Annotated in this window: 11 protein-coding genes; 7 read left to right on the top strand and 4 right to left on the bottom strand. The window is 52.3% G+C overall.

Annotated features, from left to right (window positions below; translation table 11 throughout):
• Nucleotides 1-73: 73 nt before the first annotated feature.
• Complete coding sequence (locus tag ACJJIC_RS17215) at nucleotides 74-2,893, top strand: M16 family metallopeptidase (protein ID WP_444909142.1); 2,820 nt, start codon at nucleotides 74-76, stop codon at nucleotides 2,891-2,893.
• Between the two features lie 135 nt (nucleotides 2,894-3,028).
• On the opposite strand, the gene ACJJIC_RS17210 is transcribed toward ACJJIC_RS17215, so the two are convergent.
• Nucleotides 3,029-3,640, bottom strand: a complete 612-nt coding sequence (locus ACJJIC_RS17210; RefSeq protein WP_252082433.1) for a glutathione S-transferase family protein — start codon at nucleotides 3,638-3,640, stop codon at nucleotides 3,029-3,031.
• Nucleotides 3,641-3,730: 90 nt separating this feature from the next.
• Between ACJJIC_RS17210 and ACJJIC_RS17205 the strand changes: the two genes are divergently transcribed.
• On the top strand, nucleotides 3,731-5,092 hold the full coding sequence (locus ACJJIC_RS17205; RefSeq protein WP_444909143.1) for a metal-dependent hydrolase family protein: 1,362 nt from the start codon (nucleotides 3,731-3,733) through the stop codon (nucleotides 5,090-5,092).
• 60 nt (nucleotides 5,093-5,152) lie between these two features.
• Here ACJJIC_RS17205 and ACJJIC_RS17200 read toward each other — a convergent pair whose 3' ends face one another.
• The 3 genes from ACJJIC_RS17200 to ACJJIC_RS17190 form a co-directional block, all read right to left on the bottom strand.
• Nucleotides 5,153-5,863 (bottom strand): SIMPL domain-containing protein, encoded by a 711-nt coding sequence (locus tag ACJJIC_RS17200; RefSeq protein ID WP_445357492.1) that lies wholly within the window; start codon nucleotides 5,861-5,863, stop codon nucleotides 5,153-5,155.
• Nucleotides 5,864-6,263: 400 nt separating this feature from the next.
• Entirely contained in the window at nucleotides 6,264-7,010 is a 747-nt protein-coding gene (locus tag ACJJIC_RS17195) for an aspartate/glutamate racemase family protein (RefSeq protein ID WP_444909144.1), read from the bottom strand.
• Between the two features lie 100 nt (nucleotides 7,011-7,110).
• On the bottom strand, nucleotides 7,111-8,307 hold the full coding sequence (locus ACJJIC_RS17190; RefSeq protein WP_444886757.1) for a hypothetical protein: 1,197 nt from the start codon (nucleotides 8,305-8,307) through the stop codon (nucleotides 7,111-7,113).
• A 75-nt stretch (nucleotides 8,308-8,382) separates the two neighbouring features.
• Between ACJJIC_RS17190 and gloA the strand changes: the two genes are divergently transcribed.
• From gloA to ACJJIC_RS17165, 5 genes are all read left to right on the top strand, one after another.
• Nucleotides 8,383-8,823 (top strand): lactoylglutathione lyase, encoded by a 441-nt coding sequence (gene gloA / locus ACJJIC_RS17185; protein ID WP_252082423.1) that lies wholly within the window; start codon nucleotides 8,383-8,385, stop codon nucleotides 8,821-8,823.
• A gap of 60 nt (nucleotides 8,824-8,883) precedes the next feature.
• Nucleotides 8,884-9,990 (top strand): patatin-like phospholipase domain-containing protein, encoded by a 1,107-nt coding sequence (locus ACJJIC_RS17180; RefSeq protein ID WP_444909145.1) that lies wholly within the window; start codon nucleotides 8,884-8,886, stop codon nucleotides 9,988-9,990.
• Nucleotides 9,991-9,992: 2 nt separating this feature from the next.
• Nucleotides 9,993-10,658: a GntR family transcriptional regulator gene (locus tag ACJJIC_RS17175; RefSeq protein ID WP_444909146.1), complete on the top strand. Its 666-nt coding sequence runs from the start codon at nucleotides 9,993-9,995 to the stop codon at nucleotides 10,656-10,658.
• A gap of 339 nt (nucleotides 10,659-10,997) precedes the next feature.
• Complete coding sequence (locus ACJJIC_RS17170; RefSeq protein ID WP_286036970.1) at nucleotides 10,998-12,404, top strand: aspartate aminotransferase family protein; 1,407 nt, start codon at nucleotides 10,998-11,000, stop codon at nucleotides 12,402-12,404.
• A gap of 123 nt (nucleotides 12,405-12,527) precedes the next feature.
• On the top strand, nucleotides 12,528-13,913 hold the full coding sequence (locus tag ACJJIC_RS17165; RefSeq protein WP_444884276.1) for a glutamine synthetase family protein: 1,386 nt from the start codon (nucleotides 12,528-12,530) through the stop codon (nucleotides 13,911-13,913).
• The last annotated feature ends 147 nt before the right edge of the window (nucleotides 13,914-14,060 follow it).

The following is a 14,060-nucleotide window of genomic DNA, read 5'->3' as shown; positions in this document are numbered from 1 at the left end:
AGCCGGTAAATGGATTGGATACTGGCCTAAACTTGCCATCCTGAATCCGTGGTTATTACTAGGGAGTGACAATATGGACTTGCGTCCAGTGTTCTTCAGTGTCGTTATCGCTACTGCCGGTCTTGCCGGCTGTAATCAGTCTACCGATGATACCCCCCACGCTCTTTCCGTGGACAAGGAAGCCGCAGCCAGCAGTAAAGATGCGGCTACGGATCAGAAAGCATTCGTACCGCCTCCTCAACTGGATATTCCCTTTCACAAGGAGGTTTTGCCTAACGGACTGACCGTTATTGTGCACGAGGATCGCAAGGCCCCGGTTGTCTCTACCAACATCTGGTACAAGGTGGGCTCCAAGGATGAGCCGAAGGGTAAAACCGGCTTTGCGCACTTATTTGAACACCTTATGTTCAATGGCAGTGAGAACTTTCCCGGCGAATACTTTGAACCCTTTCAGCGCTCCGGTGCTACCGATATGAACGGCACCACGAGTAACGATCGCACCAATTACTTTGCCACAGTTCCCAAGGGGGCTCTGGATATGGCTCTGTGGATGGAGTCTGACCGGATGGGCCACTTCCAAGGTGCTATTACCCAGGAGGTGCTGGATGAGCAGCGCGGAGTGGTTAAAAACGAGAAGCGCCAGGGAGAGAATGCGCCCTACGGCAAGGCTTTTGACATTATTGCCAAAAGTACCTTCCCTGCGGATCACCCCTATTCATGGACACCTATAGGTTCCATGGAAGACCTGGATAATGCCAGCCTTGAAGATGTAAAGAAGTGGTTTGCAGATCACTATCAACCCGCCAACGCTACCCTGGTTATTGCCGGTGATATCAGTGTTGATGAGGCGATGGCCAAGGCGCGCAAATATTTTGCTGATATTCCCAGTACTAAAGTGCAACCTCGAATCAAAAACTGGGAGTTACCCACCCAGGTGAAAAAGCGCGAAGTTGTTCACGACCAAGTACCGCAAACCCGTATTTACAAGGTTTGGAATGTCCCCGCCATTGGTAGTGAGGAAGAGCATGCCCTGGAGCTGATGACTTCGCTGCTGGCAAATCGTAAAAATTCCTTGTTATATCGCCGATTGGTTCGGGATGAAAAAGTAGCGACCAGTGTGAGTGCTTTTTATTACGGTCGCCAGTTGGCAGGTCAGCTGATTATTGTGGTGGATGTAAAGCCGGGGCAGCCTGTCGATAAAGTGGAAAAACTCTTAGATAAGGAGTTGCAGCAGTTTGCTAAAAATGGCGTCAGCGCAGAAGAGTTGCGCCGGGTTAAGCAGGGTGAATTCGCCAGCCTGGTAAAAGGATTGGAAAAAACCGGTGGCTTTGGTGGTAAGAGCGATATCCTCGCCCGCTCGGAATTTTACTATGACGATCCCGGCGCACTTCTGAAAGGTGTTGAAGAGTATGCCAAGGTTTCCGCTCGTGAGGTGCAGGATGTTGCAGAGCAGTGGCTTAAAGATGACTCTTACACTTTGATTATCCAACCTCAGCAGCAGTTCACCGCAGCCACCGAGGGGGCAGACCGCAGTAAGCTGCCGGAGGTGGATAAAAATGTAGAGCTGGAATTACCTAAGCAGCAGAACTTTACCCTGAAAAATGGTCTTCGGGTTGTTTTGGCTGAGCGCCACGATACGCCGGTTGTGTTAATGAATCTGCAATTTCGCAGTGGCGCCTCAGCAGACAAAAGTAAACCCGGGCTCGCTTCAGTTGCGGCACAAATGTTGAATGAGGGCGCCGGCAATCTCGATAGCTTGGAGTTTAGTGCCAGAGCAGAGGAACTAGGGGTAAGTATTGGTGGTGGCAGTGGTTTGGATTACAACTCCATCAGTATGAGTGCCCTTAAGTCACAGTTGAAACCCTCACTGGAGTTATTTTCCAAGGTAGTAACCGAGCCCAGTTTCCCCGAGTCTGATCTCGAGCGGGTAAAGTCCAATCGCCTGGATGCTATCGCCCAGGAAAAGGCACAACCCCAGGGATTGGCACTGCGTGAGTTGCCGCCACTGCTCTTTGGTAACGAGCATCCCTATGGCGCCCCCTTGACCGGCTCTGGCACACCTGAAGGCATTAAGTCGATCACTCGCGAAGATCTGGTGAACTTCCAGAATACCTGGGTGCGTCCCGATAATGCCACTCTCACCATTGTTGGTGATGTGACAGAAAAAGAGATCGAGCCGCTCCTGAATGAAACTCTGGGTGGTTGGAAAGCGCCCAAAGAGGAGTTGCCACAAATTGATGTGGCCAAGGTGGCGCGTCCGGAAAAGGCTAGGGTTTACCTCCTGGATCGTCCAGGCGCCCAGCAAAGTTTCATCATGGCTGGATTGGTGATGCCACCTTGGCAGCCGCAGGGTGCTGAAGCTTTTGATGCGATGGCCAATACAATTGCTGGCAAGTTTACCTCGCGGGTTAATATGAACCTGCGTGAAGACAAGCATTGGTCCTACGGCGCCCGAGCGGTTTCCATGGATACGGAAGGTCAGCGGCCTTACATTCTGTTTGCCCCGGTGCAGACCGATAAAACAGCCCCGGCCATCAAGGAATTAATCAAAGAATATCAGGAGTATTTGACTAACCGCCCAATTACCGAGAAGGAGTTGGAGGACTATCGAAACGATGAGGTGCTAAAACAGAGTGCACGCTTCCAAACCAAAGGGCAGTTATTGTCCAGTATCAACTGGCAGGTGGAAAAAGGCTTGCCGGAAGATTACATTGCTGATTATCCTCAAAGGGTGGCCGCGTTGAATAAGGAGCAGGTAGAGTCCTCTGCGCAAGAGTTTCTTGCACCAGATCAATTTACTTGGGTCATTGTTGGCGATCTGGAAAAGATTAAGGGAGAGGTTGAAGCCCTGGATATTGGTCCTGTAGAGGTACTACCCGCAAAAGATCAATAAAAAATTGATGTCATACTAAAAACGCCCCGGTTTCTTATAAACCGGGGCGTTTTTTATGGGCGTTTAGTGGTTTTTTTCAAAACCTGATACCCTCCACTGGGCAGGCTATTCCGAATAGTTTTTCAGAAATTTACCTCAGGCCTTGAAGCTTGGGCGCTGCTTGAGCTGCTCACGCCAGCGGATCAGGTGGGGGTGTTTTTCGGCATCCGGACGCAGATTCTGTACTTTGCCAAAATCGAGACTGCACACCATGCTGATATCGGCTACTGAGAAATAATTTCCAACCAGAAATTCATGATCAGAGAGGTGGTCGTTTAGGGCCCCCATAAATTTTATCGCGCGTTTGCCCGAATCCTCGCCGAATTCAGGATAGACATTCATGCGGTCCTTGAAAAAGCCAGAAACGTGTTGGAAGCACATTCCTACTGGAAACATTAAGTTGAAGTCGGCACGGCGATTCCACATTTCCACTAGGGCTTTTTCTTTTGCATCGCGGCCAAAGAGTGCCGGCTCCGGGTGTAGTTCTTCGAAGTATCGTTGAATCGCTACGGACTCAGAGATATAAGCGCCATCATCCAGTTCCAATACGGGAACTTTCTTGTTGATATCTTTACTGCGATATTCGGGGCTGAGGTTTTCGCCCTTGGTAATATCTACATGGGTAAATTCAACTTCGATGCCTTTTTCCGCAAGATACATGCGAACTCGACGACAATTGGGGGCGCTTGCAAACTCATAGATCTTCATAGGGCTTCCTCTCGCCTCGGCGATTGCGTTAAATTGAGCAGCTGTCCATAAAAACATTACAAATCTAAAAGAGACTTACTGGTGACGACAATGACCACAAGTTCCAAGAGAGGCTGCTTCTTTCGCCGCACAGTCACGGCGCTGGCTGTTTTTGCCGGTCTGTTTTGCCAGCAGGTTACTGCTGAAGAACTCGCTATTTATGCGGGGAAACTCTTCAATAGCAGTAATGGAAAACTGTTAGAGAATCGCACCATTCATATTGTGGATGGCCGTATTGAATCGGTACAAAAAGGGTTTGCCAAGCGGGAGCGGGAAACTCTTGTCGACTTGCGCAATTACACTGTGCTTCCAGGGTTGATGGATATGCACAGCCACCTCACTTATGAGTTTGGTCCTCGTGCTTATACGGAATCTTATACCTGGAATCCGGCAGATTTCACTCTGCGCGGTGTCGATGCGGCCAGCCGTACCTTGCAGGCGGGCTTTACCACCATCCGCAATCTGGGTGATCACGATAATGTTACCGTCAGTCTGCGGCGAGCGATTGAAGCAGGCACTATTGAGGGACCGAGGATTTACACTGCGGGAAAATCTATCGCAACCACCGGTGGTCACGCCGACCCCACGAATGGTCGCCGCCATGACTTAGTAGGGAATCCCAGCCCGGCCGATGGTGTTGTGGATGGGCCTATTTCCGCGCGCAAGGCGATTCGTCAGCGCTATAAGGATGGTGCAGACCTCATCAAAATCACTGCTACTGGCGGGGTGCTGAGTGTTGCCAAAAGTGGGCAAAATCCACAATTTATGCAGGATGAGTTGGAGGCAATTGTTGCCACTGCCAAAGATTATGGCTTTACCGTGGCGGTACATGCCCATGGTAAGGAAGGCATGATTCGAGCTATTCGCGCCGGTGTGAACTCCATTGAGCACGGTACTTACATGGATGAAGAGGTGATGGATCTCATGCGTAGGAACAACACTTGGTTTGTTCCGACTTTGATGGCAGGAGAGTGGGTAACTGAGAAATCTGCGATTGATGGCTTTTTACCTGAAATTGTTCGTCCCAAGGCCGCCACTATGGGGCCTCTAATGCAAGAGACTTTTTCCAAGGCTTATAAACGTGGAGTTAAAATTGCCTTTGGGACCGATACCGGTGTGACCCGGCATGGAGAGAATGCGCGGGAATTTGTCTTGATGGTACAGGGGGGAATGACTCCTGCCGACGCCATCCGCTCTGCAACCTGGAATGCCGCACAATTACTGCAGATTCAAGACGAGCTTGGCAGTATCAGCGAGGGCAAACTCGCGGACATTATTGCGGTTGCAGGAAATCCTCTGGAGGATATCTCTGAATTGCAACGGGTGCAGTTTGTCATGAAGGAAGGCAAGGTTTTCAAATACCCCAGCGAGCCGGCAGTGGAGGTATTTCTGGAGCATGAGGGGGATGGTTAACAGCTGTGAGTAGAATACCGGCACCGCATAGAGTTGCGGGGCCGATATAGAAGTAATTGATTATTTCAGCTCGAAGACCAGGTCCAAATTGACAGCTACGGTAGTCTCACCGGGGGCAATAGGGGTTGAAGCACTGTCTTTCATTGACTCCATCTGGCCTCTTAACATCATAGGGCGGGGCATACCGCCGCTACCCTGTTCAGAAATACTCACGATTCGACGAACCTTCATGCCCAGTGCTTTAGCGTAAATAGTCGCGCGCTCCTGGGCATCCAATAGGGCTTTTTCGCGAGCCTCAGCTTTTACTGGTTCTGGCTCGCCAATCTCAAAGCTGGGACCGTTAATTTGGTTGGCCCCGGCGGCGGTGAGGTCATCCAGTACACCTCCCAGCTCACCCAATTTGCGCACTTTGATGTTGAGGGTATTTCGCGCAGTATAGCCGACGATTTTGGGTTTCTGATCTCTCTGATAATGGTAGCGGGGAGAAAGACTGACGCCGCTGGTTTGAATATCTTTCTTGGCAATGCCGGCTTTCTTAATCGCTTTCATTAGCGTAGCCATTTGTTCGGCATTATCTTGCATGGCTTGCTTACTGTCGTCTGCCTCGGTTACCACGCCTACAGACAAATTGGCAACATCGGGAGCCTGACGTGCCTCACCTTGGGCCGCAATAGAGACCAGGGTTCCCCGTTCGGGGGGAGCCTGCCCATTTCCGCAAGCGGCGATAAGCAGAGTAAGTACTGTGATTGTCGAGAATTTTACTAACTTCATGATTTTTCCTTATCAATCGCTATGGATTTGGCATCACTCCGATGCATTAGGTGCCAAATACTATCAATGCCTTTCTGAACCGTAGCTGAGCAAGAAGGTCAGCATAACGGATCATCGCGGAGCTGTAGACAAGCTGCTTGGCAATATTGGCTTGCCACTTGGCCGGGAAAGTGCTGCCAACTTAATCAGAGCTAAATTTCTTCTGATAAGTTTCATCTTTCTTGGTAGAAAACAAAACTCAGGAGAAGAAGGTAACGACGCCTGTTAGAAACACGTGGCTGCATTCGTTTTTAGGATGCTTAATCGCAGGCTGTATCTGGCTGGCTAAATCCAACCTCCGTAATTCTTTGAGCCAGAGCTATCGGGAGAGTGGAGATTATAAGGTAGTCTTGGAAGAAGCTCAGTCAGTGTGCTCTATTCGCCTGGAGAGGCTATCGGGGAGGCCCAATGTGTCTTTCGCGGGCGGACGGGCGAAACCACCTGCGCGGGCGATACCTGGGTTGAGCCGTACAAGACCCTCTGCCTGCACGACAGCGGCAGGGACTGGATCGACCACAGGAATCGGCAGTCTGCCAGAAATCTTTGTGGCAAGACCGGCGAGCGGTCCTCCAGCGAGGATGGCGACATCTGCCCGGTCAGTGTATGCAGCTTCTTCTACGAGCTGAACCAAGCTCTCGCTAAGCTCTTCCTGTACAGTTTCGATTGATTGGAAACGCTCGCTAGGTAGGCGAATGCCGGTGAAGCGATTTTCGAGACCGGCACGCAGCACACCATCACGAAACCAGTCCGCCAAACTATCGCTAAATGTGACTATCGAGAAGCGCTGGCCAAGTGCACAAGCGGTCAGCATTGCCGCCTCGGCAACACCGATCACGGGAATGTCGAATAACTGGCGCGCACCAATGAGACCTGGGTCCCCGAATGCAGAGATGATGACTGCGTCTACCTGTGTGTGGTGTTCAGCAATTGTCTCGAGGATATCACTAGCGATAATTTCGGCCTCGACCCGGCTCGAAATATAAGGAAAGCCGATCTTGGCGGTGGTTGCTACGATTTTGGTGCGCGGAGATGCAACCCTTTGTGCGGCGCCCGCCATTAGTGACGTCATAGATTCTGTGGTATTTGGGTTGAGGAGAAGCAGCTTCATGATTAGGTCCGGGCTCTCCAGTTTTTAAGGTTACATCGTCCGCAAAAGTATGGATCAAAGTATTGATCAATAGAGGCTGCCGGCTGGCTTAGCCTGTTAATCAGCATAACAGCGCCTCCGAATTTATTTGGGGAGAGCCAAAAACCTGCTGATAAGTTTCATTTTCATCATGGTAGATAGCAAAGCCCAGGCGCAGCAGCTGTTGGCGCCTGTCACAAAGGACTGCTCGGGCTTTCAGCTCTTTTTGTAGCTTTTCTGAGTTTTCTGTTGTGCCGCAATCGAACGTGAAAAAGTGGCCATGGCCCTCCTTCAGGTCGTGGTGAATTAGGCGCTCCCGGTTGAGTAGCGGGTGGCTGTTTTTGTCCATTGTGTTCAGGAAGCGGCTTTGGGCATTGAGGACATAGCGGTGGATTTTATCTACGGTGATACCTTCGCGTCGGAATAGATCGAAAATGGAAAGACCCTTGTACAGGCAGGAATAATCCATAGTTGCCCCGGCAAATCTCAGCCAGTTGTCCGCATAGCTGACATGGCCACGGCGATTTTCAGGCTCCGCAATTTCGGCAAACCAGCCGGTATTTAGTGGTCGTAGGGAGCAGCCGCGAGGAATGCTCATAAAACACAGCCCTTCGCCGGCACCCAGGTACTTATACGAGCCGGCAGTAAAAAATGCTTTGTCAGCAATACCACTCAGGTCGATTGGGCGGGCAAAAAACCCATGGTAACCGTCGACTACAAACTGGGTTTGGGTTGGCTTCTGCTCGACGATTCGCAATAGGTCGGGGAATACCACGCCAGAATCGAAAAACACCAGGCTGGCATAAGCCAGTTGGTAGTCTCCCGTATGCAGTTCCTGCTCAAAGCGCTCTGCCAGGGTGGAGAAGGGGTGTTTGGGTATACGGGTTACTTGTATGTTGGGCAATTCTTCCAGCCGCTGCAGCTGGCGGGTGAAGCTGTAAAATTCTCCATCTGTAGTGAGGATATGTAGGGGTTCAGTGATGGGAAAGGCACTAAGTAGGCGGTAGACAAGCTCGTGGGTATTGGGGGCAATAGCTATTTGAGAAGCGTCGGGGAGGTTTAGTGTTCGAGCGACGGCACTTTGCCAGGCGGGTATTTTTTCCTGGAAAATAGGTCCCCACTTGTCATCGGCGAGCAGTGCCGCATCCTGCCAGTATTGTTGGACTGCCTCCAATGTCACATCGGGCCAGTAATGATGGGAGTGACAGGCCATGTGCAGCATGGAGGATGGGCTGCCGCTGGGTGCTTGAGAAAATGCACGATAGAATTTTTTATACATTTGCTTTTCGCCAGGCGAAGCTGAATTATTTATTATTCCGCGATTGTAGATCCTGGCAACAGGAAGGAGTAGAGGGTGAGATACCTGCACACAATGGTCCGCGTGGCCAACCTGGAAGAATCCTTAAAGTTTTACTGTGAGAAGTTGGGCTTGCAGTTGGTGCATCGCAAAGATTATGACAAAGGGCGTTTCACCCTGGTATATCTTGCGGCCCCTGAGGATGTCGATAGTGCTCGCCAGCATAAAGCGCCCACGCTGGAACTCACTTACAACTGGGATTCGGAGTCCTATAGTGGCGGGCGAAACTTTGGCCACCTGGCTTATGGAGTGAATGATATCTACGCCGTCTGCCAGAGAATGATGGATGCGGGGGTTACGATCAATCGTCCCCCTCGCGATGGCCATATGGCCTTTTTCCGTTCGCCGGACGGTATCTCAATTGAACTGTTACAAAATGGCGAGCCCCTGGAACCGAGGGAACCCTGGAAGTCGATGGAGAACAGCGGCGAATGGTAATTGGCCCTGGCAAGGCTCTCATTTGACTTTGGCTTTTAGGTAAATTGATAAGGAATTTATGTGAAGAACCGCAGTTGCATTTTACTGGCCGGCGCCAAAGCGGCGCGTAGGGTTCGCGAGGAGGGATTACATCAAGGGCAGTTCTCAACCTTGGTGGGAGCTTCTGGGGGCCCCAAGTGGCTGGTTATCAGTCAGCTGGATCGGGTTCTTATGGGGGCTTTTTTTAAAGGTCGCAGTGAGCCTATTGCGACGCTGGGTTCATCAATCGGCAGTTTTCGCAATATGTGCTACGCCATGGAGAATCCTTTGGCGGCGCTGGAACGTCTTGAATATGGATATATTCACCAGAGCTACGGCGATACCAAGCCCACCCCGGCTGAGATTACGGCGACGGGTGGTGCGATTCTACAGGAAGTGTTAGGGGAAAGTGGTGCGCGCGAGGTGGTGGAGAATCCCTTGTGGCAAAGTCACTTCGTGACAGCGCGTGGGCGTGGCCCCCTGGCAAGTGAAAAGCGGGCCATTCTCGCTCCGGCGCTCTTCACGTCTGCGTTGGTCAATGCGGTTTCCAGACATAGCCTTAAAGCCTTTTGGGAGCGCGTAGTGTTTCACTCCCGGGCCCAGGCCACTGTGAAGTTTGGCAATCTGAGTACGGCGAATACCCCCCTCACTCGGGAGAATGTTCGTGAGGTGGTGCTCGCCAGTGGTTCTATACCACTGGTAATGGCGGGTGTGCGCAACCCGGCTGGCGCACCCTTGGGAAATTATCGCGATGGCGGGATTACAGACTACCACTTTGATTTGCGCTTCAGTCATCCACGTGGATTAGTGCTCTACCCGCATTTCTTCCCGTTTATGGTGCCCGGTTGGTTCGACAAGGGGTTGTCCTGGCGACGTGTGCGTGGCGATGCCATGATGTCGACACTACTGATCGCACCGTCGCCGGGATTTGTGGAGCAGTTACCATTTGGCAAGATCCCGGATCGCAACGACTTTTATAAGATGCCCTCGGATGAGCGTGTGCGCTATTGGAAAAAAGTGGTGGAAATGAGCCGGCAGGTGGCAGACGACTTTTATGAAATCTGGCAGACCGGCCGGGTAGCAGATCATCTTATCGAAGTGGGTTCCGATGATTTGCCCCATAAGTTGCAAAAGGTTGGGGCCGCATGAAGATGGCACCAGAATTTAGCCCTCCGCAGGAGGAGTTTCGCACTACCCAGGAGCGTGTGTACTTTCAGGTGCGAGATGCCATTCTGCGTGGCAAGTTTTTGCCGGGGCACCCGGTCACTATCCGGGGTTTGGCGGCGGACTTGAATTGCAGCCCGATGCCTGTACGTGAGGCCTTGCGGCGCCTGACCTCGGAGCGAGCGCTAGAGCTGTCTGATACCCGCCGTGTCACTGTGCCCACCATGACGCCAGAAAAGCTCGCAGAGATTTGTGCGGCACGGGTTGCGCTGGAGTGTCAGGCCGCAGAGCAGGCGCTGCCCTTTGTAGGACGGGGGGCCCTCGAGCGGTTACGACAGCTAGATGCTCGAGTCACTAAAGCGCTCAGAGAGAAGGATATCGAGGAGTATGTGACGGCCAATCTCGATTTCCACTTTACCCTCTATCGCCTGGGGCATCCCCATATCATCCTCTCGCTGATAGAGAGCCTATGGCTGCAAACAGCTCCCCTGCAGCACCTGGTGTTCCAGCGCTTCGGTGTACAAGAGTTGCCGGACCGTCACGAGGACCTGCTTGGTGCGATTGCCGATGGCGATGTGGCGCGAGTGCGCCTTGCTATTCGTCAGGATATTGAGGAGGGGCTCGGCTCAATTCCCGCCGAAGAATTACTCTAGGGCTTGGGCAGGCGCTTTTACAGCCATATTTATAGGAGCCAGCCCAGGCCAACAAGCCCGACCTTTTTAGCCATCTTGATAGGTCACTGTGAGAGTCTTCACGTATCCCTGTTGTAAGGGTTCTTGTTGCCGCAATTTCAGGTCAGGATTTTCTACAAGCTAAGGGTAACTGCGGTTCTGGACCCTATTGTTACCCTGAGGCATAGATAGATCTTGCGCTTCCGTCAGTCTCGCCACTAGAATGTGATCACAAATTTTGGAAGCAATACCCTGTCCGGCAAGGCACGTTAATGGGCTCCGGAGGGTAGGTGATCAATTGCGGGATGACTCATTCGATGCATGCGGGCTCTCGTCCGGTGCTGTGGAGAGCCCCCAGAGCAAAGCCAGGAGCGAAATATGAACAAAAGTGAGCTGCAACAACACGACCGCGAGCACCTGCTGCACCCCTTTACTGACTTCAATGACTTGGGGCAACAGGGCACCCGGGTGATCACCAGTGCTGAAGGCGCTTATATCACCGATATCGATGGTAATCGTCTACTGGATGGCATGTCTGGTTTGTGGTGCTGCAACCTGGGTTATAGCCGTAAGGAAATTAGCGATGCAATCTATGAGCAGCTGAATACCCTGCCGTTCTATAACAGTTTCTTCCAGTGCACTACCGTGCCATCTATCGAGCTGGCAGATGCCCTGGCAGAAGTAACTCCCGCCAGTATGAGCAATGTGTTCTTCACCGGCTCCGGTTCTGAGGCGAATGACACCAATTTGCGCCTGATTCGCCGTTTCTGGGATCTGCAGGACAAGCCCGAGAAGCGCATTGTGATTTCCCGCAAAAATGGTTATCACGGCTCCACCATCGCCGGTGCCAGCCTGGGTGGTATGAGCGGTATGCACAAGCAGTTCCAGCCGCTGGATTACATTGAACACGTACAGCAGCCTTACTGGTTTGCTGAGGGCGGGGAAATGTCCCCAGAGGAGTTCGGTATTCAAGCCGCGCGCAGCCTCGACGAAAAAATCCAGGAGCTGGGCCCTGAGAAAGTGGCCGCCTTTATTGCCGAACCTATCCAGGGTGCAGGTGGTGTGGTCATTCCGCCGGAAACCTACTGGCCAGAAGTGAAGAAAGTATTGGATCAATACGACATTCTGTTGGTGATGGATGAGGTGATATTCGGCTTTGGGCGCACTGGTGAATGGTTTGGTGCAGATTACTACGGCCTCAAGCCGGACCTGATGACTTTCGCCAAAGCGGTGACCAATGGTTATTTCCCTCTCGGCGGTACCATGGTAGGTGATCGCGTTGCTGATGTGATCAAGAGCAAGGGCGGGGAATTTACCCACGGCTACACCTACTCTGCGCACCCTGCGGCCTGTATGGCAGGCCTGGCCACTATTAATATCCTGCGCAATGAGAAGATTATCGAGAATGTGCGCGATGTGACTGGCCCTTACCTTGCCAAACGTTGGGCAGAGTTGGCTGAGCACCCCATCGTTGGTGAGGCGCGCAGCCTGGGTATGGTCGGCGCTTTGGAACTGGTGAAAGACAAGGCCAGCCGCGCCCGCTTTGATGATGACTGCACTGCCGGTGGCGTATGTCGTGATCTGAGTATCAAGCACGGTTTGGTCATGCGTGCCGTGGGTGATGCCATGGTGATTGCGCCGCCACTGATTATTACCACTGAGCAGGTGGATGAGCTTGTGGAAAAAGCGCATCGCGCACTTGACGACACCGCTAAAGCTCTAGCGTAAACTCGGGGTCTAGCCCCTTTTTTGGAAGCGGCGCAAGGCTGTCACCCACTATCCGTCAACGGAGAATGCAGGTGACCGCTCTGGGCCGCTTCTGCGGTTTGACAGGATTACCTCAGGCAACTTATGTCACAAGAAAAAGAATTTACTGCCCAACCAGAACTGTTGGAGCAGTCGCGCAAATTCCTGGCAGAACACACGGACCTAAAGTGGATTGAAGGCTTTATGTTCGATATCAATGGTGTCCCCCGCGGCAAATGGCTACCAGCAGAAGCGGCGGAGAAGCTGCTGAAGGGAAGCCTGCAAATGCCGCGTAGCGCTGTCAGCCTGGATATCTGGGGGCGGGATATTGAAGATAGCCCTCTGGTGTTTGCCAGTGGTGACAGTGATGGTGTTTGTCTGCCGGTATCGCCGATCAGTCTGGCGCCCTGGCACCGGGAGGTAACAGCACAGCTGCATATGCAGTTGCACGAGGCGGATGGCTCTTCGCTCTATGCCGATCCACGTGCCCAGCTGCAGCGGGTGGTGGATCGCCTGCAGAAGCTCGGTTATACCGCAGTCTGTGCCACCGAATTGGAATTCTATTTGTTGCGCGATGACGTTGATCACTTGGCGCGCCCGCGCCCAGTCAGCGACAACGATGCCGAACTGGTGCCCTCTACCGATGTATATGATTTGTCTGAGCTGAACGCGCAGCGTCACTTTTTTGCCGATGTGCGTGCCGCTTGTGAGGCGCAGGGTATTCCAGCTGATTCAGTGCTCTCAGAGTGTGCGCCCGGTCAGTTTGAAATTAACCTGTTGCACAGTGCCGATCCTGTCAAGGTGGCGGATCAAACTCTGTTATTTAAGCGCCTTCTGAAAGGCGTGGCGCGCAGCCACGGCTTCCGTGTAAGCACTATGGCTAAACCCTTTGGGGATCAGGCTGGCAACGGTATGCACGTGCATATGAGTTTGATTGATAGCCATGGTAAAAATGTTTTTGATGATGGCAGTGAAGAGGGCTCCGAGCTGCTGCGTCAGGCAGCGGCAGGTATGTTGGCAACCGCCAATGATGCGATGGCTTTCTTTGCGCCACACAGCAATTCCTATCGCCGCTTCCAAGAGAGTTCTCACGCGCCGCTGAATCTGTGCTGGGGCTACGACAACCGCACCACCACTTTGCGAGTACCAGCCAGTAATCCCGAGGCTCGTCGTATCGAACACCGCATTGCCGGTGCCGATGTGAATCCCTACTTGGTCTTGGCGGGTATTTTGGCCGGTGTCTGCCACGGAATTGAGAACCAGTTACAAGCTCCCGATCCGGTTGAAGGCGATGCCTATCAGGTGCAAAGCGAGCAACTGATCAATACCTGGAGTGGGGCACTGAAGCGCTTTGATAAGAGTGCCTTGTGGAGAGAATATCTCGATCCTCGGTTTGTCGAACTTTTCCTTATGCTGAAGCGCCAGGAGATGGCGGAGATTGGCGCCCGAGTTACCGATGTGGAATACCAAAGTTATTTGCATCGGGTTTAATCACGGTTTCTCGTGCGCCGGCGGCATAAATACTGAACGGCTTTTACGACAGGAATGCCGGCAGGGACACAGGATAGAACGATACTCTGCTATACCTAAATTTAAGTGCGTAACGTACTTGAAACTCTCCTCCTGAAAGTGTGTTCG

The organism is Microbulbifer mixtoriginis (SeqCode) (assembly GCF_052468275.1).
Note: the sequence above shows the minus strand (reverse complement) of the source record. Positions and strands in the feature narration are given on the sequence as shown.